The organism is Bradyrhizobium sp. (assembly GCF_035935975.1).
Taxonomy (GTDB): domain Bacteria; phylum Pseudomonadota; class Alphaproteobacteria; order Rhizobiales; family Xanthobacteraceae; genus Bradyrhizobium.
This window is the reverse complement of record NZ_DASYWN010000024.1, coordinates 189,502-210,616: the sequence shown is the minus strand read 5'-3', so window position 1 is coordinate 210,616 and position 21,115 is coordinate 189,502. Positions and strand designations below refer to the sequence as shown.

The following is a 21,115-nucleotide window of genomic DNA, read 5'->3' as shown; positions in this document are numbered from 1 at the left end:
GGAGCACACGATGGACCGCTTTTACACCGAGGATCAGAAGGCTCTCCGCGACACCGCCCGCCGCTTCGCGGAAGCCGAGATCCTGCCGCGCGCCGCTGCGATCGACCGCGAGGACCGGTTCGACCGCACACTTTATAAGGGCATGGCCGATCTCGGCCTGTTCGGCATCTGCCTGCGCGAAGGCGCCGGCGGCGCGGGCCTCGATGCGGTCGCGGCCTGCATTGCGATGGAGGAGCTGGCGCGCTGCTCCGGTGCGGTCGCCAATGCCTTCGCCATTCCTGTCGAAGCCGCGCTGTTCTTCGACCATCACGGCACCGACGCGCACAAGGAACTGATCCCGAGGATTCTCAGCGGCGACATCATTCCCGCCACCGCCGTCTCGGAGCCCGACCACGGCTCCGACGTCGCGGGCATCCGCACCAATGCGGTGCGCGAGGGCAACGGCTGGCGGCTCAATGGCACCAAGGCCTGGGTCACGCTCGGCGGCGTCGCCGACCGCATCATGGTGTTCGCGCGCACCGGCGCGGATGCCGGCCACCGGTCCATCTCGTGCCTGCTGGTCGACGGCGCCCTCCCCGGCATCGCGCGCGGCAAGAACGAGGAGCTGCTCGGCATGCACGGCCTCGACGACTGCCAGATCACCTTCTCCGACGTGCGGCTGCCCGCGGACAGCGTGATGGGGCCGGAGAACCAGGCCTTCAAGATGGCGATGAGCAATTTCAACTTCAGCCGGCTGATGATGGCCTCGATGGCGCTCGGCATGGCGCAGGCCGCGTTCGAGGACGCCACCAAATACGCCCGCGACCGCAAGCAGTTCGGCCAGGCCATCATCGGCTTCCAGGCGGTGCAGTTCATGCTCGCGGACATGTCGACCGACATCGCCGCCGCGCGCCTGCTGATCCACCACGCCGCGCGCCTGCACGATGCCGGTGAGCCCATTGCCAAGGAAGCGGCGCAAGCAAAGCTGTTCACCACCGACATGGCGATGAAGCACGTCTCCAACGCGCTGCAGATCCACGGCGGCAACGGCTATTCGCGCGAGTACCGCATCGAGCGCATCTTCCGCGACGTTCGCCTCGCCCAGATCTACGAGGGCACCAACCAGATCCAGCGGCTGATCATCGCCCGCCAGGTCGAGAAGGAGGCCGCGTGATGCGGGACGCGCACTCATGCTGAGCATCATCACGGCTGAGCAGGCCGCCGGCCTCATCCGCGACACCGACACGATGATCGTCGGCGGCAATGGCGGCACCGGCGTTGCCGAATCCATCCTCGACGCGCTGGAGCGGCGCTTCGTCAGTGGCCAGGGCCCGCACAATCTGACACTGATCAACATCACCGGCGTCGGCGCCGTGACCGAGAAGGGCATCTGCCATCTCGCCCACGAAGGCCTGATCGCGCGCGTGATCGGCGGCAATTTCGGGCTTCAGGTGCCGTTCATGCGCCTCGTCCGCGACGAGCTGATCGACGCCTATAACTTCCCGCAAGGCGTGATGAGCCAGCTCTGCCGCGCCATGGCGGCGAAGCATCCGGGTGTGCTCACCCATGTCGGCCTCAACACCTACATGGATCCGCGCCAGGACGGCGGCCGCATGAACAAGCGCACCACCGCGCCGCTGGTCGATCTGCTCGAGCTGCACGGCCAGTCGTACCTGCTGTACCGCGTCCCCGCCCCGCCCGATGTCGCGCTCATCCGCGGCACCTCGGCCGACGAGGACGGCTATGTCAGCATGGAGCATGAGGGCACGACACGCGAGGATCTCTCGATCGCGCAGGCCGTGCACAATGCCGGCGGCACCGTGATCTGCCAGGTCAAGCGCATCGTCAAGCGCGGCTCGATCCATCCGCAGATGGTGAAGATCCCCGGCTTCCTGATCGACCATGTCGTGCTCGAGCCGGACCAGATGCAGACCTACGGCACGGTCTACGATCCGGCGCGCTGCGGCGAAACGCGCGTGCCGGTCGCGATGATCACGCCCGATCCGCTCACCGAGCGGCGGGTGATCGCCCGCCGCGCCGCCTTCGAGCTGCGCCCGCGCGACGTCGTCAATCTCGGCGTCGGCATCTCCGCGATGATCCCCAATGTCGCGGCCGAGGAAGGCATCTCCGACCTGATCACGCTGACGGTGGAATCCGGTGTCGTCGGCGGCGTGCCCGGTCACGCCCGCGAGTTCGGCACCGCCATCAATCCGCGCGTCATTCTCGACCAGGCCTATCAGTTCGACTTCTACGACGGCGGCGGCTTGTCCTGCGCCTTCCTCTCCTTCGCGGAGGTGGACGAGACCGGCAATGTCAACGTCACCCGTTTCGGCGATCGCCGCGACGGCTCGGGCGGCTTCATCGACATCACCCAGAACGCCAAGCGGCTGATCTTCAGCGGCACCATGACCGGCGGCAAGTTCGACATCGGCGTCGAGAACGGCCGGCTCGCGATCCGGCGCGACGGCGCCTTCCGCAAATTCGTGCCGCAAGTCGGCCAGATCAGCTTCAGCGCCTCGCTTGCCGCGCAGCGCGGCCAGCACGTCAGCTACGTCACCGAGCGCGCCGTGTTCGAGCTGGAGAACGGCAGCGTGACCTTGACCGAGATCGCGCCGGGCGTGCGGCTCGAGGAAGACATCCTCGCCCATATGGGCTTCCGGCCGCGCATCAGCCCGCAGCTGAAAGACATGGACCCGCGCATCTTCCGCTCCGGGCCGATGGGGATTGCACAGAGCTTCAAGGCGCTGCCGGCGCGGCCGCGCAAGGTCGCCTGAGGGATCATCATGGACACGAGCGCCCCGATCAATCTCCGTTACGAGGACATCGCGCTCGGCGCGGAATTCGAGACGGCCGTGCACACCGTGACGGAAGCCGACATCGCGACCTTCGCCGACGTCACGCGCGACCATCATCCGCTGCATGTCGATTCAGGCTACGCGAAGTCACGCGGCTTTCCCGCGGTGATCGGCCACGGGCTGTTCGGCCTGTCGCTGATGGAGGGGCTGAAGTCGGAGCTGAAGCTCTATGAGGAGACCTCGGTCGCCTCTCTCGGCTGGGACGAGGTGAAATTCAAGGGCCCGATCGTCGCCGGCGACGCCTTGCGCGTCCGCTTCCGCTTCGTCGAGAAGCGGCCGACCAAGAACCCCGAGCGCGGCATCGTCGTCGAGACGCTCGACCTGCTCAACCAGCGCGACGAGGTCGTGACCGCCGCGCGCCACATCTCGCTGATCCTCACCCGGCAGGCCGTGCGCGACGCGACGGCTGCCACTTAGGTCAAGAAATAGACGTCGGACCGGAGACGGCTCAACTGCCACCCACGATTTGACAGGAGTACCTTGATGCGATTTCCAAAAACCTTCTCCGCCTTCGCCGTTCTGGTCGGCCTGACGCAGGCGGCCGGCGCGCAGACCTGCACGCCGAAAGTGCCGGCATCGAGCCTGATCGAGGCGCCGAAATGGCAGATGTCGATCAACCCGACGCTGCCGCCCCAGCAATTCGTCGACGACAAGGGTGAGCTGCAGGGGCTCAATGTCGAGCTAGCCCGCGAGATCGCCAAGCGCATCTGCGTCGAGGCGGTGTTCCTGCGCATGGACTTCCCGCCGATGATCCCGGCGCTGCGCTCCGGCCGCTTCGACGCCATCAACACCGGCCTGTTCTGGACCGAGGAGCGCTCGAAGATGCTCTATCTCGTGCCCTACGCGCAGCAGGCGATCAGCATCTACACCGATCCCTCCTCCAGCCTGAAGCTCGAAAAGTTCGAGGATCTCGCCGGCCGCGTCGTCGGCGTGGAATCGGCGACCTACACCGAGCGCAAGGCGCGCGAGTTCAGCACCGCGATGGAGGCCAAGGGCCTCAAGCCGGTCGAGCTGCGCACCTTCGCGACGGTGACCGCGACGTCGGCAGCGCTGCGCGCCGGTCAGCTCGAAGCCGCCCTCAACATCAACGAAACCGCGAACGCGCTGGAGCAGAAGGGCATCGCAAAAATCTGGGTCCGCGACATCGCCGGCACCGACATCACCTTCGCCTTCCGCGACAAGCTGCTGGCTCAGGCCGCTGCCGATGCCCTCACCGCGATCCGCGCCGACGGCACCTACGACAAGCTGTTCGACAAGTTCGGCATGACCAAGCTGAAGGCGACGACGTTCGCCATCCGCGGGGATGGGCCGACGAATTGAGGGTTTGAGGGCTCTCGTTCGAAGCTTTCAGATCCCGAAAGCTCTTGTAGCCCGGGTGAGCGAAGCGATACCCGGGACAACGGCGAGAGCGCTCCCGGATGTCGCTTCGCTCATCGGGGCTACGATCGCCGCTCTCGCATAGTCAGCGGCGTTGCAGGGTGGGTTAGCGTAACGCAAACGCAACCCACCCCACGCACCTTTTCTTACGAGCTCGCCTGCGTCACGAACTTCGTGTTCAGGTACCCCTCGATCGCCTCGAGACCACCTTCCGAGCCGTAGCCGGAATCCTTGATGCCGCCGAACGGCACTTCCGGCAGCGCAAGGCCGTGGTGGTTGATCGAGACCATCCCGCTCTCGATGTCGGAGCCGATCGCCTGCATCGTCTTGGTCGAGGTGGTGTAAGCATAGGCCGCGAGGCCATACGGCAGACGGTTCGCCTCGGCGACCACTTCGTCATAGCTGCGGAAGGACGTGATCGGCGCCAGCGGGCCGAACGGCTCCTCGTTCATGATGCGGGCATCGCGCGGCACGTCGGTGATGACGGTCGGCTCAAAGAAGAAGCCCTCATTGCCGATGCGCTTGCCGCCGGCCTGCACCTTGGCGCCGCGCTGGACCGCGTCGGAGACGAGACCTTCCATGGCGTCGACGCGGCGCGGGTTCGCCAGCGGCCCCATGCGGGTGTCCTTGTCCAGGCCGTTGCCGACCTTGAGGCTCTTGGCGGCCGCGACGAACTTGTCGACGAAGGGCTGGTAGACGCTTTCATGCACCAGGAAGCGCGTCGGCGAGACGCAGACCTGGCCGGCGTTGCGGAACTTGTTGGCCGAGAGGATCTTCGCGGCGTTGTCGAGATCGGCATCCGCGAACACGATCGCCGGCGCATGACCGCCGAGCTCCATGGTGACGCGCTTCATGTGCAGGCCGGCGAGCGCGGCCAGATGCTTGCCGACCGCGGTCGAGCCGGTGAAGCTGATCTTGCGGATGATCGGATGCGGAATGAGATATTCCGACACTTCCGACGGCACGCCGAACACGAGCTGGACGACGCCGGGCGGAATGCCGGCGTCGGCATAGGCGCGCACCAGCTCCATGCAGCTTGCGGGCGTCTCTTCCGGACCCTTGACGATGATCGAGCAGCCGGCGGCAAGCGCGGCCGAGATCTTGCGCACCGCCTGGTTGATCGGGAAATTCCAGGGCGTGAACGCCGCGACCGGGCCGACCGGCTCCTTGGTCACGAGCTGGGAGACGTTGCCCATCCGCGGCGGCACGATGCGGCCATAGGCGCGGCGGGCTTCCTCGGAGAACCAGTCGATGAGGTCGCCGGCGAGCATGGTCTCGCCCTGGGCCTCCACGACCGGCTTGCCCTGCTCCATGGTCATCACGGGCGCGATCTCGGCGGCGCGCGAGCGGATGATGTCCGCGGCCTTGCGCATCAGCTTGTAGCGGTCGAACGGCGAGGTCTTGCGCCAGACCTCGAAGCCGGCTTTGGAAGCCTCCAGCGCGCGGTCGAGATCGGCCTTCGAGGCGTGCGGGGTCTTGCCGATCGGCTGGCCGGTGGCGGGATTGAGGATGTCCTCCGACTTGCCGGACGTGCCGTCGGTCCACTCGCCGGCGATGAACATTTGAACTTTCGGGTACATCCCTGGTGTCTCCTGCATGATTTCAGCGGCGATCAGCCGCCTAATAAGTGGGCGCAGAGCTACACCGAAAGGGGCCCGGCGGAAAGGGATCAATGATGCCGCAGCAGCGCATCGCTGATCTTCTCGGCGGCCATGATCACGGGGATGTTGGTATTGGCCGTCGGCAGCCGCGGCATGATCGAGGCGTCCGCCACGAAAATGTTGTCGCTGCCGATCACCCTGCCCTCGGGATCGACCACGGCCATGGCATCGGCGGGATCGCCCATGCGGCAGGTGCCCACGGGGTGCCAAACGCCGAACACACTCTGCCGCACGAAGGCCTCCAGGGCGCGGTCGTCCGCCAGCGTCGCCTGGAACGCGGTGCCATTGAGCAGCACGAGACGGATCAGGAGCTGCCGCAGGCCCGCTGGCACGTCGAGCATCGGCCCGAGGATCGAGGCGACGATGCGGTTGGCCGTGCCATACCGGCTCAGCCGCTTGATGCGCGGGGAATAGGAGGCTGGGAAGAAATCGCCCGCCTCCGGGTTGAGCGCGGAATGGACGACAAGCCTCGCGAGCAGCCGAACGGCCGCGACCATCCGTTCGAGATCGCGCGGATCGGACAGCAGGTTGAAATCGACGACCGGATAGGATCTGGGGTCGCGGCTCGTCAGCGTCAGCGAGCCGCGCGAATGCGGCCGGTTGCACCAGAGAAAATAGAGCCCGAGCCGCGTGCCCAGGGCGTGCCAGCCGCCACGGGCCGAGGCCGTGATGTACATGTCCGAGGCATCGCAACCCGGATGCTCCGACGAGAAACGCATCGCCGCAAAGTTCGGGCGCCGCCGGGCCAGCGGCAGCCGCAAGCCGCGCGGCAAATATTGGCAGAAGGTCAGCGCGGGATGATCGTGCAGATTGCTGCCGACGCCGGGCAGATCAATGGCCACGGGAATGCCGAGCGCCTGCAGCGCCGCGCCCGGGCCGATGCCCGCCCGCATCAGGATCGCCGGCGATTGCAGCGCGCCCGCGGTGAGGATCACGCGGCCGGCACCAACCGCGACCTTCTGCCCGCCACGCGAGACCACGACGCCCGTCGCACGGCGGCCCTCGAGCTTGACCTGCTCGACCTCACTGTCGGCCCAGATGGTGAGGTTCGGCCGCGCCCGCGTCGCCGCGTCGAGATAGCCGGCGGCGGTCGAGACGCGCCGGTCGTTGCGGTTGGAGAAGGCCGGCGGAAAAATGCCGTCCTCGAACTCGGCGTTCTGGTCCTTGCGGAACAGCAGGCCGGTTGCAGACAACGCTTCGCCCACTGCCTTGCCGAATGGCGGCATCGCCTCGCGCGCGATGCGGCGGATCGGGATCGGACCGCTTCTGCCGTGCAGCGGGCCGTCGAAATCGAGATCGGTCTCGAGCTTGAGGAAGTAAGGCAGCACATCCGTCCAGCCCCAGCCGCGCGCGCCGAGATCGCGCCACTCATCATAGTCACGCGGCAGGCCACGATTGGCCGATTGCACGTTGATGCTGGAGCCGCCGCCCATCACCCGGCCCTGCTCATAGGCGCGGACGACCGGCCTGCCCTCGGCATTGCAGCCGGCCGTGGCCGATAGTCCCGGCCAGATGTATTTGTCGCCGAAGAACAGCGTCATCGGATAGCTGTCGAGGATTTCCGGCGGCGTCGCGTCCGGCGGGGTGTCCATCCCGGCCTCGATGAGAAGCACGCGGCGGCTCCCATCCGCAGAAAGCCGATTGGCGAGCACGCAGCCCGCCGACCCGCCGCCGACGATCACATCGTCGAAATGCAGCTCATCCATTCCCGTCTCGTCGCGCAATTCGATGGATCGGCGCGGCCGCAGATGCAGCCGCGCCGATTGAGCCTAAAGCGCGATGAGATTTGGATGAATCGTCATCGCGCTTTAGGTTGTTGTTTGAGCATGATCTTTTCGGAAAACCGCTGCGCACTTTTCCGGATCATGCTTTAGCGGAAGTTGCCCTTGGTCTCGGGGATCACGATCGCACCGATCAGATAGATCACGAACACGCCGACCGCGAAGTAGGCCAGCGACATCGGAATCTCCGCGGGGCTGCCGCTCACCAGCGAGACGAAGGTCGGCATCATGCCGCCCAGCGCAAAGCCAATGTTCCAGGACAGGCCCGTGCCGCTCGCGCGCAGCGCGGTCGGGAACCGTTCGTTCAGGAAGATCAGCACCGGCGCGTAACCGGCATTGCCGATGAAGGCGATCGCGAGCGCTAGAAGCGTAATCTGTGTCGTATCCTTGGCGCCGGCCAGATGGAGATAGCACAGCGGCAGCAGCACCGCGGCCAGAACGCCGATGATGAGGAACGTCTTCTTGCGGCCGATGACGTCGCTCAGCGCGCCAACCGCCACGGCCGAGAAGAACGCCGACACGCTCGCCCCCATCAGGATCAGCGACGAGGTCTGGTTCGGGACCGCGTTGATGACCTTCAGGAAGCTCGGCAGATAGCCCGAGGTCAGGTAGTAGCCGGCGCCGCCACCGAAGGTGATGAGCAAATTGACCAGCAGCACGCCGCGATACTCGCCGGAGAACACGTCCTTGACCGGCGCCTTCGAGACCTTCGCCTGCTTGTTGCCCTGCTGGCGCTTGAGCTCCTTGAAGTACGGGGATTCCTCGAGATTACGGAAGATGAACCAGCCGAGCAGCGAGCTCAGCAGCCCCGAGAAGAACATGAAGCGCCAGCCCCACACCGCGAACGCATCGCCGGGAAACACCGAAGACGTGATCAGGAAGATGAAGGACGCGAGCAGCGCGCCAATGCCAGCACCGCCGCCGCCGACCAGGCCCGACATCGCGCCGCGCCATTGCGCTGGCACCGATTCCGTGCCGATCGTGTGCGTCGACGCCACGACGCCGCCCACGAAAATGCCCTGCACCAGGCGCAGCACAAGGAAGATGATCGGAGCAACCACACCGACCTGCGCGATGGTCGGCAGCAGGCCGAACGCCGCCGTGCTGATTCCGACGCCGATGATGGCGATCAGCATGGCCTGCTTGCGGCCGTGCACGTCGGCGAAATGTCCGAACACCGCCGATCCCAGCGGCCGCATCAAGAGCGTCACGGCGAACGAGCCGTAGACCGCGGCGAGCGACAGCGCCGCATTGCTCGACGGAAAGAACAGCGCGCCGACGACCGGCGCCACGTAGAGCAGAATGAACAAATCGAACAGATCCAGCGCCCATCCGAGCACCGATGCGATGATCGCGTTGACCATCTGCTTGTTATCGGCCGATGCTTGCGCACCCGCGACCGGCATATCCATCTCAGCCATGTTGTTTTACCTCCCCCGTTTGAGTAGCGCCGCGGCTCGCGTCCTTGCGAACCGCGGCAGTTCGTTCAGTCTCGTCTCAGCGGCCGATAAATTTCGGCGGGCGCTTGGCATTGAAGGCCTCGACGCCTTCCTTGAAGTCTTCCGACTGGCGCAGGCGGCTGTAGCAATGGCCTTCCAGCTCGATCGCGATGGCGAGCGTCGAATCCTCGGTGTCGTTGAGCAGCTTCTTGGCGGTGCGCTGGGCCAGCGGCGAGAAGGTGCGGAGCTCGTCGACGAGCTTGTCGGTCGCCTTCTCCAGCTCGGCATCCGGCACGCACTCGGTCGCGATGCCCCAGTCATAGGCCTGCTTGGCCGAGATGCGCTTGGAGCGCATCACGATGTCCTTGGTGCGGGTGATGCCAACCATCTTCTGCAGGCGGGCCGAGCCGCCCGAGCCCGGGATCTGGCCGAGCTTCTGCTCCGGCAGCGCGTATTGCGTGGTCTCCGAGGCGATGCGGAAGTCGCAGGCCAGCGACAGCTCGAAACCGACGCCGAAGCAATAGCCGCGGTTCGCAACGATCACGGGCTTGGCGCAGCGTGCGGGCGCGGCGATGTTCCAGGCGAGCTTGGAGACGTGCTCCGGGCTCGCTTCCATGAAGCCGCCGATATTGCCGCCGCTGGAGAAATGCTCGCCCTCGCCGCGCACCACGATGACGCGGACGCGCGGATCCTCGTCCAGCGTCTCGAAGGTCAGGCGGAGCTGGTCGCGCTGCGGCATCGCCACGACGTTGTAGGGCGGACGGCCCAGGATGATGTCGGCGCGCTCATGCGCCTCGTCGATCTCGACATTGAACCCGTCGAGCTTGGCGAGCCGAGGATCGGCAAATGTATAGGGTGACGGCATGGTTTCTTCCTTCTGTTGATGGGGTGATGATCAGGCCGCGTCCGATGGCGGCAGGCGCTCGGCCTCGTATTCTCCGGCGACGAGCAGTCGCCGCAGCAGCTTGCCGACCGGCGACTTTGGAATCGCGTCGACGAAGACGTAGCGGCGCGGCCGCTTGAAATTGGCAAGGCCCGTGGTGCGGCAGAACTGCTCCAGCTCAACCTCGGAGACCGCGCGGTTGCGCTTGACGAAGGCGGCGACGATCTTGCCCCACTTCTCGTCGGCCACGCCGACCACCGCGACCTCGTCGACGGCCGGATGCAGCGACAGGCAGCTCTCGATCTCGACCGGCGAGACGTTCTCGCCGCCGGTGATGATCATGTCGTCGACACGGCCGGTGACGAACAGATCGCCGTCGGGATCGACGAAGCCGGTATCGCCGGTAAAGTACCAGCCCTCGCGCAGCGATTTCGCGTCCGCCTCGGGGCGGCGCCAGTAGCCCTCAAAGGCCTCATCACCGGCGAGCGTGGCGATGATCTCGCCCTCCTCGCCGACCGCAGCAAGCTCCGCGACCGACTTCGCGGCGATGCGCACGACCTTGACGTGCTGGTTCAGCCCGGCCTTGCCCGCGGAGCCCGGTTTTGCCGCGGCGTTCTGGTCGATCGTGAAGGTGTAGATCTCCGAGCTGCCGTAATGGTTGACGAACAGGTCGGGCTTGAACGCCTCGTTCAGCTTCTTCAGCAGGCCGTCGGTCATCGATGCACCGGCGAAACCGAGCTTGCGCACGCTGGAGACGTCGGTTTTGGCGAAGGCATCGTGATGGACGAGGTCGTGATAGAGCGTCGGCACCAGATAGAGATTGGTGATCTTCTCTTGCTCGATCAGCGCCAGCGCCTGGCGGCTGTCATAGCGCGGCAGGCAGATGAAGGTACCACCGATCAGCGACATCGCCAGCAGCGAGCGGACGCCCATGGTGTGGTAGAGTGGCATTACGCCGAGCGTGCGTTCGCCGCGGCCGTAGAGATTTTGCGCGACATGGGCGATCGCCGCGGCGCGTTCGGCCCGATGCCTGCGTGGCACACCCTTCGGCCGCGAGGTCGTGCCCGAGGTGTAGAGCATGATCGACCAGGAGTCAGCGCCGACGCGCGGCTCGGCGTCGAGCGCAGCGTCCTTGATCAGACCGGCGAAGCTCGTCGCCTCACCCGTTCCGGGATCGACGGAGACGCGCAGCAGCTTGCGCGAGAGCGCCGATCCCTGCACGGCCTCGGCGGAGATGTCCTGGTAGAACACGGCACAGGCTTCGGCGTTCTCGATGCAGTAATCGAGCTCGTCGGCCTTGGCGCGCCAGTTGATCGGCGTGATCACGAGGCCGGCGAACTGGCAGGCCCAGTGCAGCGTCGCCGCTTCCCAGCGGTTCTGCAGCAGCGTGACGACGTGATCGCCGGGCTTGAGGCCAAGCCGGTCGAACGACGCCACGAGGGAGGAAATCTTGTCGTACCATTGCCGGTAGGTCAGGCGGAGATCGCCGTCGACCAATGCGATGGCGTTGGGATCGCGCGCGGCGCTGGCCATGAAGCTGCTGGCGAGATCAAGCATCTGACGTCTCTTTTTTGGATGAAGCGAGCTGGGCGGCGGCTTCGAGTGCCGCCTGGATGATCGGGGTGTAGCCGGTGCAGCGGCAGATATGCCCGCTGAGGAGATCGCGGATCTCCGCCTCGGTCGGCGCCGGATTCTTCGCGAGATAGTGGTCGAGCGACATCAGGATGCCGGCGGTGCAGAAGCCACACTGGAGCGCGTGGTTGCGGCGGAACGCCTGCTGCAGCACGCCGAGCCGGTCGGCCGAGGGCGCGAGCCCTTCGACCGTTTTGAGCTCGCAGCCATCGACCTGCGCGGCGAGCGTGAGGCAGGACCGCGTCAGCATGCCATCGACGACGATGGTGCAGGCACCGCAAACGCCGTGCTCGCAGCCGACATGCGTACCGGTCGCACCAAGCTGGTGCCGCAGGAAATCGGACAGCAGCATGCGCGGCTCGGCTTCGCCCTCGACAGCCTTGCCGTTGAGCGAGAAGCGGACGGGATGGCGGTGATCGGCCTTGAGACGGGTCATTGCAGCACCTCGCCGATCAGGTCGCGACCAATCATGCGCACGAGGTCGCGGCGGTAGCGCGCGGTAGCATGGACGTCGTCGCGGGCGCCGAGCTCGTAGGCGAAGGCGTTGAGCGCATCGTCGAGCGCGTTGCCCTCCAGGCGAGGCCAGTCGCGCGCAGTCGGAACGTCGGCGACGCCACCGACAGCGAGACGCACACCCGTTGGCGTCTTCATCGCGGCGCAGGCCACGATGGCGAAATCGCCATGCCGGCGCGCGACCTCGCGAAAGGCGACGCGCGATCCCTTCACAACAGGCAGCGAGATTCCTTCGATCAGTTCGTCATCGGCACGCGCCGTCAGCATCATGCCGGCGAAGAAGTCTTTTGCGGCGACCCGGCGGCGCCGCTTGGCGCTGCGCAACAACACCTCCCCACCGAGCGCGACCAGCGCCAGCGGCATCTCGGCGCTGGGATCGGCATGTGCGAGCGAGCCGCAGATGGTGCCGCGGCTGCGCGTCTGCATGTGCCCGACCCAGGGCAACGCCAGCGCGACCAGCGGCAGCGCCTCGGCGAGATCAGGCCATGCGAGCAGGTCGGCCTGGCGCACACCGGCGCCGATCACGACGGCATCGCCTTTGCGCTCGATCTTGCGAAGCTCTCTGATCCGCATGATGTCGATCAGCAGCTTTGGCTTGGCGAGACGCATGTTGAGCATCGCCATCAGCGATTGGCCGCCGGCGAGCACGCGGGCATCGCCGCCCTGCTGCGCCAGTCCTTCGAGGACATCGCCGACGCTCCCGGCGCGGAGATAATCGAATGCGGGCGGCTTCATCGACGCCCCCCGAACAGGCTGGCGACTTTCGCCAAGAGCGCGAACAGCGAGAAGCCGCCGCCCTCGGCGCTACCGCCGCCGGCCTTTCGTGCGAGCGCGGTGAAGAACTGGCCGATGATCACCCGCGTTGCGCCGTCGAGCAGACGGCCACCAATGCTGGCGACCTTGCCGCCGATGGCGGCGTCATAGCTGTAGGTCAGCTTGGTGCCGCCGTTGCCATCGGGCGCGAGCGTGATGCGTCCTTCCGCGTTGCCGAAGCCGAGCGCGCCGGTCGCGCCGCCGCGCAAAGTGACGGCGCGCGGCGGATCGAGATCGAACAGCTCGACATCGGCGCGGTAGCGTCCGGACACGGGGCCGATGCCGAGCGTGACGTCGGCGCGGAAATGCGTGTCGGTGATCTTGTCGACGCGCTGGCAGCCGGGAATGACGGATTGCAGCGTGGCGGGATCGAGCAGCATCGCCCAGACCTGCTCGGGCGCGCCCTTCACCAAGGCCTGTCCTTCGCCTCGCAGTCGGCGGTCGCCTTCGCGCATGGGTGCGGCGGTCGCGCCGCCCGCGGGCGGCGGCGGTTCGGCGCCACGTACGAGTTCGGCAAGCCGCGCTGGCACCAATGGCAAGGTGATATCGGCAACACCGAGCGCATCGGCGACCGCATTGGCGAGGCACACCGGCGTCGACATGCAATTGCCCTCGCCCACGCCTTTCGCGCCGAGCGGCGTGAACGGCGACGGCGTCTCCATGTGGAAGATCTCGGGCTCCGGCACCTCGGTGGTGGTCGGCAGCAGGTAGTCGGCAAGCGTTCCCGTCAGAAAGCTGCCGTCCTCGGCATAGGCATATTCCTCGTAGAGCGCCGCGCCGAGCGCCTGGGTAAAGCCGCCGCGGATCTGGCCGTTGACCATGCCGGGATGCAGGATGGTGCCGCAATCGTGCATGGTGACGTAGCGGTCGATCCGCGTCTCCAGCGTAACAGGATCGATCTCGACGCCGCAGAAGTCGAAGATGAAGCCGTGGCAAAGCGAGGAGTTGATGCGATCGTCCTCGTCGGGCGGCGTCAGCTCCGGCGGGGTCCAGAACACGGTCTCGCGGATGGTCTGGCCGGCATCGTCAGGCAGCGAGCCCGGCGACCAATGGCTGAGCGCGGCGACGCGCGAGAATGCGATCCGGTTTTCCGGATTGTGCTTCGAGGCGACGAAGCCTTTTGCGAAGACGATGTCGGAGGCTTCGACGTTGAGCTGGCTGGCAGCGATGCGCGCAAGCCGGCCGGCGACGCGCTCGGCCGCGATCTTCGCGGTGCCCGCCACCGCCGCCGCAAAGCGGCTGGCGTAATTCCCTGAAGCGATCGACCAGGCATCCTTGGCGGTGTCAATCTCGGTGTTGACACGGATGTCCTTCGGCTGAAGGCCAAAGACGTCGGCGACGACCTGCGACAGCACGGTGCGATGGCCCTGCCCTTGCGGCACCGAGGCGACATGAACGGTCACGCTGCCGACCGGATCGAGTCCGACGGTGGCCGTTGCCTGCGCGCCGTTCTTGGGACCAGCCTTGCGGCGCTCGGCCGCCGTCAGCACGGTCGTGATGTAACCCATGTTGGAGACGCTGGGCTCGACCACCGCGGTGAAGCCAATGCCGTAGAGACGCCCCTGCGCCCGTGCCTCGTCGCGCTTCGCCTTCAGCTCCGCGAGCCTGCCCTGCTCCACTGCGCGCGCGACGGCTTCCTGGTAGTTGCCGGAATCGAGCAACGCGCCGGTCGCGGTGCGATAGGGAAACGCACCGGCATCGATCAGGTTGCGCTTGATGACATCGAGCGGATCGAGCTTGAGGCCGATCGCAATCCGCTGAACCAATCGCTCCAGCGCGAAATAGACCTGTGGGCCGCCAAAGCCGCGATTGAGCCCGGTCGGCGTCTTGTTGGTGACGACGACACGGTTGCGGATCTTGACGTTGTGGATGTCGTAGGCGCCGGTCAGGTTGCCGTGCATGCGATAGAGCGTCGCCGGTTCAGGCGCGCGCAGATGCGCGCCGCAATCCTCGACCTGGTCCCAGTCCAGCGCGAGAATTTTTCCGTCAGCCGCGACCGCCGCCGAGAGCGTCGTCGCGCGATTGGTCGCCGAGACCGATGCGGTGAGATGCTCGAGCCGGTCCTCGATCCACTTGACCGGCCGCCCCGTGACGCGCGCGGCCGCGGCGATCAGCACAATGTAGGGAAACACGCCCTGCTTGACGCCAAAGCTGCCGCCGGAATCCGGCGGCGTGCGCAGCCGCAGCCGGTTGCCCGGCACTTTCAGCGCACGCGCAATCACGGTGTGGATGCTGAACGGGCCCTGGAAATTGGCGAGCACCTCATAGGCGTCCTCGCCGGCATCGTGCGAGGCGACGACGCCATAGGTCTCGATCGGGGTGCAGGAGTTGCGGGGATATCTGATGTCGATGGAGAAGCGATGCGGCGCATCCGCAAAGGCCTTCTCGGGATCGCCGTAGCGGAACGCGCGGTCGCTGGCGAGATTGCTGGGGAAGCCGTCATGCAGCACCGGCGCGCCGGGCGCGATCGCACCCAGTGGATCGACGACGGCGCCACGCGGGCGATATTCGACATTGATGAGCTCGGCCGCATCCTCGGCCCGCGCGCGATCGGTGGCGACGACCACGGCCACGGGCTCACCGACATAGCGCACGCGATCCATCGCGATCGGCCAGCACTCGACCGGCGCCTTCACGCCGACGACGAGGCTCGTGGTGACGGCCTTGATGTCGCTGCCGGTCAGAACTGCTGCTACGCCCGGCAGGCGCTTGGCAGCGTCAACATCGATGGAGAGAATATCGGCATGCGCGTGCGGCGAGCGCAGGATGGTTGCGTGCAGCGTGCCGGGCTGGACGCCGAGATCGTCGATGAAGCGGCCGCGACCGCTGAGCAGCGCGGCGTCCTCGACGCGCTCGATCGAACGTCCGACCCACGGCTCATCGCCACTTCCCGGATTTGCGGATTTGACCGCCTGCAGCATATCCCGGCATACCTCCCGACGCGCTCTTTGACGCGACGATGACGTTTGTCAGGATTGGGTGTGCGGGAGCCATACCGCCCGCTCTCACGACTTACCAAATCGTCTCATTCGAGAGCGTGCAGCGCAATATCAGCTTGCAGGAATCAACCCGCAAGACGCGAGACGTTGCGAAACTCGCGCGGGCTGACGCCGGCGTGATCGCGGAAGAAGCGCGTGAAATGCGCCGGCTCCGGAAAACCAAAGCGCTCGCTGAGCTCGCCGAGCGGCGTGTCCTCGCGCATCACAGCCTCGAGCGCGCGCTCCATGCGGACGACGTTGAGATAGATCTTTGGCGAGACGCCGAGCGAGGTCTCGAACAGGCGGAAGAACTGCGCGCGCGAGAGCCCTGCACCCTTCACGAACTGATCGACATTGGCGTAGGAGTCATGCACGCGCATCGCATCCATCGCGCGGCGGATGCGCCAGTCGCAACTCACCGCGCTCATGCCGCGGATCGAGGTCGGGAAGCTGCGCCAGGGCGTGAACCGCTCGATCACCGCGATCATGAGGTCCGACAGCGTTTGCTCATGGGTCCGCACCGCATCGGGATTCGCCATCATTTCAGCCGCCAGATGCAGCGTGAGCTGACGAATGCGCGGCGACACCTCGCCCGAGGGACGCTCGAAAAAGCCCGGCGCGCCGCTCGCGGCCCAACCAGGGCGGAACTCCTTCAACCATTCCGGCTCGATATAGAGCGCCATGATGAGCGTGCGCGGACGGTTGACATCATGCACATAGGCATGCGGCTTCCAGCCGTCGACCAGCACGGCGGCGGTGTCGGTCAGCGGCGTGACCTGGTCACCGACCATGAACTGCGTGTCGGCGCCCTCAACCTTGAGCAGGACGTGGCAGTGATGGTGGGCGTGGCGGACCAGCGAACGGTCCATGTCGAGCAGAGCGACCCTGCCGAAAGCGCCATGAGCGATGCGCAGGGCCGTCGACATCAGTTCCTTCCTCCCAGCATTGCGCTGCAAAACGGTTGCTTTGTTGGCGCGGCACTATAGCCGGCACCCGCTTCATATTCCAACGACGCAAACCGACGCAAGTTGCCTGGAGGCGGTAATCGGCTCATGCACGCGCCTCCGCGAGAAGGCGCGCGACCGCGGCGCTCGGGTCGGCCTGCAACGCAGTGGCGAGATCGACGTCCTCCTCGCCTTTGACGCGGATGCGCTTGAAGGCAAGCTCGGGCGCGCTGACCGGCGCGGTCGCATCGAGGCCCATCTTGGCGCTGATGCCGTTGTCGGTGGTCGGATCGAGTTTCGAGCCGAGCGCGCCTGAGACGACCATCAGGTCGCGATCGGCCTGGAAGCGCGTCGCCACCGCCCACTCGATCTCCTCGGACGAAGAGATGTCGACGTCCTTGTCCACCACGACCACCTGCTTGATGTCGTAATGCGCGCCGAAGGCACACATCATGATGTTCTTGGGCTCGCCGTCATTAGCCTTGTCGATCTTGATCGCGAGGTGATAGCGGCAGGTGCCGCCGCGCGTCAGGCGGACGTCGAGCACGTTGGGAAAGCTGCGGCGCAGGTGTTGCAGCAGCGTCGCCTCGCGCGGCACGCCGCCGAGGATCAGATGCTCGAAGCCGCCGCCGACGATGGTGTGGAAGATCGGCGCCTTGCGATGCGTGATCGCATTGACCTCGATCACCTCGCGATTGGCGCGCGGACCGTAATATTGAGGGAACTCGCCGAACGGTCCCTCAGGCTCGCGCACGCCCTGCAGGATGCGCCCCTCGATCACGATCTCCGCATGAGCGGGCACGCGGACCGAATTGGTGCGACACTTCACGACATCGACGGGCGCGCCGAGCAGCGCACCGGCAATCGCCATCTCGTCCTCGTCGAGCGCAGCGATCGCCTGCGAGGCCAGCATCAACGCCGGATGCGCGCCGATCACGATCGCGATCTCCAGCGCCTGGCCCAGCTCTTCGGCGAGGCGATAATAGGAGAAGGTGTGGCGCGGCAGCAGCAGCACGCCGATGCGGTTCTTGCTGGAAATCTGGCAGCGGTGGATCGAGACGTTCTGAACACCGGTCTTGGGATTGCGGGCGATCAACAGGCCGGCCGTGATATAGGGACCGCTGTCGCGCTCATTATGCTTGGGCACCGGAAGCTGACGCAGCAGATCGACGTCTTGGTGCACGACCTCCTGCACCGGCCCGCTCGCGACCTCATGGGTCGGCAGCGGATGGCTCGCGGCGGCGAGGAAGCGCGGCAGCAACTGGTCCTCGGTGACGCCGATGGAATCGGCGACCCAGTCGCGCCCGGCGAAGAGATTGGCGACGACGGGAATCGCGTGCCCGTCGGGGCGCGGAAACAGCACCGCGCTGTCGCGCTCCAGCCGCTTGGCGACGGCGGCGAGCTCATCAGCCAAGCCAATGCCTTCGCGGGCGATCGCGAGTTTGCCGCGCTCGGCGAGGTAAGCGAGCCAGCCGCGCAGATCGGCTTGCGCCTTCGCAGCTGTTCGGGCCGGAGTTTCCATTTGCATGTAACGGGCTTTCCTTGGTCTTCAGATCAGGGCGCGACCTTGCGCAGCGTCGGCGAGCGGCGCTTGAGCGCCTCGTCCTCACCCCAGCGGCGCACTACGCCGATATCGATGTCGAACAGGTCGAGCACGCGGCCGACGGTGTGCTCGACCATGTCTTCGAGATTCTCTGGCTTGGCGTAGAAGGCGGGCATGGGCGGCGCGATGATGGCGCCCATCTCGGACAGCGCGGTCATCGTCCTGAGATGTCCGGTGTGCAGCGGGGTCTCGCGTACCATCAGCACGAGGCGCCGGCGCTCTTTCAACACCACGTCGGCGGCGCGGGTCAGAAGCGTGGTGGTCACGCCCGAGGCGATCTCGGACATCGAGCGCATCGAGCACGGCGCTACGATCATGCCAGCGGTGCGGAACGAGCCGCTCGAGATCGCCGAGGCCATGTCGTCGATCGCATGGCAGACATTGGCGAGCTCCCTCACCTCCGCGATCTTCAGGTCGGTCTCGTAGGCAAAGGTCAGCTCGGCGGTCTTCGACATCACGAGATGGGTCTCGACGCCGGCATTGCGCAGGAGCTGCAGCAGGCGCACGCCATAGGTCACGCCGGAGGCGCCGGAAATGCCGATGATCATCCGCTTGGGGGTGGCGTCCTGCATAGGTCTGATTTCGCTCCCTGGGACGCGCCTCTGAGGTTACGCGGTCCGCCGCAAGACTAGGCAATCCAAGCCATCACCACAAATAATGATTGATTATATCATTCATCATCTGAGATGATGGACTGAGCTGGATTGGCGAACGAAGGACAGCCCCGTGGAACTCAGGCAGATGCAATATTTCCTGTGCCTGGCCGAGGAGAAGAACGTCACAAGGGCCGCGCGCCAGCTCAACATCGTGCAGCCGGCGCTGAGCATGCAGATCGCCAAGCTCGAGGCCGAGCTCGGCCAAAAACTGTTCGACCGCAGCGTCCAGGGCATGACGCTGACCAGCGCCGGGGAAGCACTGGTGCGGCTGACGGCACCGATCGTGCGCGATGCCGAATATGCCCGGCAGGAGATGGCGCAGCTCGGCGGCCGCATCTCGGGCCGCGTCTCGGTCGGCCTCATCACCTCGGTCGCGCAGAGCACTATGGCGAGTTCGTCGGCCACCGTCGCGAGCCGCTATCCCGAGATCACGCTGTCGGCCTGCGAGGGCTACACCGAGACGCTGGTCGACTGGGTCAACACCGGCCAGCTCGATTTCGCACTGATCAATGTGCCGCGCCGAAAGACGCCGCTCGCCGCGCATCACATCATGGACGAGGAGATGGTGTTCGCCTGCCGCAAGGACAGCCCGATCAGGCCGCCGGCAAAGCTGCGCTTTGATCATATCGCTGGCTTCGACCTCGTGCTGCCCTCCAAGCGCCATGGCCTGCGGCTGATCCTCGACGAGCAGGCTGCCGCGGTCGGCATCGACCTGCGGCCGCGGCTCGAGCTCGACACCCTGCCCGCGCTCTGCGACGTCATCGCGACCACCGATTTCGCCACGGTGCTGCCGACCATCGCGCTCCGGCAATCGCTGGCGAGCGGCGCCATCCGGGCGCATCGCTTCGACGAGCAGCGGATCGTGCGCTCGATCGCCTGGGTGCATCACCCCCGGCGCGCGGTATCGGTCGCGGCCAAGGCCGTACTCGATGTCATCAGCCACGACCTGGCGCAAGCCGCCGCCGTGGCACGCGAATTTGTAGAGCCCTCCCCCGGCGGCAAAGGCGCGTCGTCCCGCAAGGAGCAGCGCAAGCCACGGAATCGCGCCGGTTAGAACTGATCGAGATTGCAGCCTCTCGCGTTGAAAGTCGCGATCGCGCGCCAGATATTGCCTGTGCCCGCTCCTCGCGCCCCAAGCCGACCATCGCCCGCCATGCCCTTCTTCCGGCTCAACGACGACCATGTTCTCCCCGACGATCTCGGGGAGTTCGACCCCGAGACCGTGCCGCGCACCCTCGCCGCCTTCGGTGGCCGCATGGTCACCAAGGGCATGGAGCTGGCGATGCACACGCATCGCAAGGACGAGCTGGTTCTGACCTTGCGCGGCATCGTCAGGCTGGAGGCCGGACACGGCGTCTGGATCGTGCCGCCGCGCTGCGCGGTGTGGATTCCCGGAAATGTCCCGCACAGCGTCAGCGTGATCGGCGATGTCGAGATGCATTGCCTGTTCATCGAACCGAAGGCGGTGCCGGCGCTGCCGCGGCAATGCTGCGCGCTGTCGATCTCGCCCTTGCTGGCGAGCCTGCTGGTCCATGCCACCCACATGCCCGTGATGTACGACGTCGACGGCGCCGACGGCCGGATCGCCACGGTGCTGCTCGACCAGCTCGCGGTCGCGCCGGTCGAGGAGCTGCGCTTCCCGATGCCCGTCGACACGAGGCTGCGCCGGATCGCGAGCGCGCTGATCGCCGATCCGTCGGATCGCGCCACGATCGACGATTGGGGCCGGCGCATCGCCGTTGCCCCGCGCACCCTCACCCGCATCCTGCAACGCGAGACCGGCATGAGCTTTGGCCGCTGGCGCCAGCAGCTCCACATCCTGATCGCGCTTCAGCGGCTCGACCAGGGCGCATCGGTGCAAACAGTGGCGCTCGACCTCGGCTATGAGGGCGCAAGCGCCTTCGTCACCATGTTCCGCAAGGCGCTGGGCAAGCCACCGGCGCGATATCTCGCCGAACGCCGTATCGCCGCACACTGACCGGAAATCGCAATCGATTGTCC

Annotated in this window: 17 protein-coding genes; 6 read left to right on the top strand and 11 right to left on the bottom strand. The window is 66.2% G+C overall.

Going from position 1 to position 21,115, the window contains the following annotated elements; translation table 11 throughout:
• The first annotated feature begins 10 nt into the window (after positions 1-10).
• The 4 genes from VGR99_RS12660 (at position 11) to VGR99_RS12645 (ending at position 4,154) form a co-directional block, all read left to right on the top strand.
• On the top strand, positions 11-1,153 hold the full coding sequence (locus VGR99_RS12660) for an acyl-CoA dehydrogenase family protein (protein WP_326898699.1): 1,143 nt from the start codon (positions 11-13) through the stop codon (positions 1,151-1,153).
• Between the two features lie 16 nt (positions 1,154-1,169).
• On the top strand, positions 1,170-2,753 hold the full coding sequence (locus tag VGR99_RS12655; protein WP_326898698.1) for an acyl CoA:acetate/3-ketoacid CoA transferase: 1,584 nt from the start codon (positions 1,170-1,172) through the stop codon (positions 2,751-2,753).
• Positions 2,754-2,762: 9 nt separating this feature from the next.
• On the top strand, positions 2,763-3,251 hold the full coding sequence (locus VGR99_RS12650; protein WP_326898697.1) for a MaoC family dehydratase: 489 nt from the start codon (positions 2,763-2,765) through the stop codon (positions 3,249-3,251).
• 66 nt (positions 3,252-3,317) lie between these two features.
• Positions 3,318-4,154: a transporter substrate-binding domain-containing protein gene (locus tag VGR99_RS12645; protein WP_326898696.1), complete on the top strand. Its 837-nt coding sequence runs from the start codon at positions 3,318-3,320 to the stop codon at positions 4,152-4,154.
• A 203-nt stretch (positions 4,155-4,357) separates the two neighbouring features.
• Here the strand turns inward: VGR99_RS12645 and VGR99_RS12640 are convergent, their stop codons facing one another.
• The 11 genes from VGR99_RS12640 to VGR99_RS12590 form a co-directional block, all read right to left on the bottom strand.
• Positions 4,358-5,791, bottom strand: coding sequence for an NAD-dependent succinate-semialdehyde dehydrogenase (locus tag VGR99_RS12640; RefSeq protein WP_326898695.1), 1,434 nt, complete (start codon positions 5,789-5,791; stop codon positions 4,358-4,360).
• An 89-nt stretch (positions 5,792-5,880) separates the two neighbouring features.
• The gene (locus VGR99_RS12635; RefSeq protein ID WP_326898694.1) at positions 5,881-7,578 is read right to left on the bottom strand and encodes a GMC family oxidoreductase; all 1,698 of its coding nucleotides are present in this window, start codon (positions 7,576-7,578) and stop codon (positions 5,881-5,883) included.
• 164 nt (positions 7,579-7,742) lie between these two features.
• The gene (locus VGR99_RS12630) at positions 7,743-9,074 is read right to left on the bottom strand and encodes an MFS transporter (protein ID WP_326898693.1); all 1,332 of its coding nucleotides are present in this window, start codon (positions 9,072-9,074) and stop codon (positions 7,743-7,745) included.
• Positions 9,075-9,150: 76 nt separating this feature from the next.
• Positions 9,151-9,957 (bottom strand): enoyl-CoA hydratase/isomerase family protein, encoded by an 807-nt coding sequence (locus tag VGR99_RS12625; RefSeq protein WP_326898692.1) that lies wholly within the window; start codon positions 9,955-9,957, stop codon positions 9,151-9,153.
• A gap of 30 nt (positions 9,958-9,987) precedes the next feature.
• Positions 9,988-11,532 (bottom strand): AMP-binding protein, encoded by a 1,545-nt coding sequence (locus VGR99_RS12620; protein ID WP_326898691.1) that lies wholly within the window; start codon positions 11,530-11,532, stop codon positions 9,988-9,990.
• Positions 11,525-12,043: a (2Fe-2S)-binding protein gene (locus tag VGR99_RS12615; RefSeq protein WP_326898690.1), complete on the bottom strand. Its 519-nt coding sequence runs from the start codon at positions 12,041-12,043 to the stop codon at positions 11,525-11,527. Before VGR99_RS12615 ends, VGR99_RS12620 begins: the two co-directional genes overlap by 8 nt.
• On the bottom strand, positions 12,040-12,855 hold the full coding sequence (locus VGR99_RS12610) for an FAD binding domain-containing protein (protein ID WP_326898689.1): 816 nt from the start codon (positions 12,853-12,855) through the stop codon (positions 12,040-12,042). Before VGR99_RS12610 ends, VGR99_RS12615 begins: the two co-directional genes overlap by 4 nt.
• Positions 12,852-15,854 (bottom strand): xanthine dehydrogenase family protein molybdopterin-binding subunit, encoded by a 3,003-nt coding sequence (locus VGR99_RS12605; protein WP_326898688.1) that lies wholly within the window; start codon positions 15,852-15,854, stop codon positions 12,852-12,854. Before VGR99_RS12605 ends, VGR99_RS12610 begins: the two co-directional genes overlap by 4 nt.
• Positions 15,855-15,997: 143 nt before the next feature.
• Positions 15,998-16,837 (bottom strand): helix-turn-helix transcriptional regulator, encoded by an 840-nt coding sequence (locus VGR99_RS12600; RefSeq protein WP_326898687.1) that lies wholly within the window; start codon positions 16,835-16,837, stop codon positions 15,998-16,000.
• Between the two features lie 124 nt (positions 16,838-16,961).
• Positions 16,962-18,383 (bottom strand): UbiD family decarboxylase, encoded by a 1,422-nt coding sequence (locus VGR99_RS12595; RefSeq protein WP_326898686.1) that lies wholly within the window; start codon positions 18,381-18,383, stop codon positions 16,962-16,964.
• 26 nt (positions 18,384-18,409) lie between these two features.
• Complete coding sequence (locus VGR99_RS12590) at positions 18,410-19,030, bottom strand: UbiX family flavin prenyltransferase (RefSeq protein WP_326898685.1); 621 nt, start codon at positions 19,028-19,030, stop codon at positions 18,410-18,412.
• 169 nt (positions 19,031-19,199) lie between these two features.
• Here VGR99_RS12590 and VGR99_RS12585 point away from each other — a divergent pair, with 169 nt between their 5' ends.
• Both VGR99_RS12585 and VGR99_RS12580 read left to right on the top strand, forming a co-directional pair.
• Positions 19,200-20,168 (top strand): LysR family transcriptional regulator, encoded by a 969-nt coding sequence (locus VGR99_RS12585; protein WP_326898859.1) that lies wholly within the window; start codon positions 19,200-19,202, stop codon positions 20,166-20,168.
• Positions 20,169-20,267: 99 nt separating this feature from the next.
• On the top strand, positions 20,268-21,092 hold the full coding sequence (locus VGR99_RS12580) for a helix-turn-helix transcriptional regulator (protein WP_326898684.1): 825 nt from the start codon (positions 20,268-20,270) through the stop codon (positions 21,090-21,092).
• The last annotated feature ends 23 nt before the right edge of the window (positions 21,093-21,115 follow it).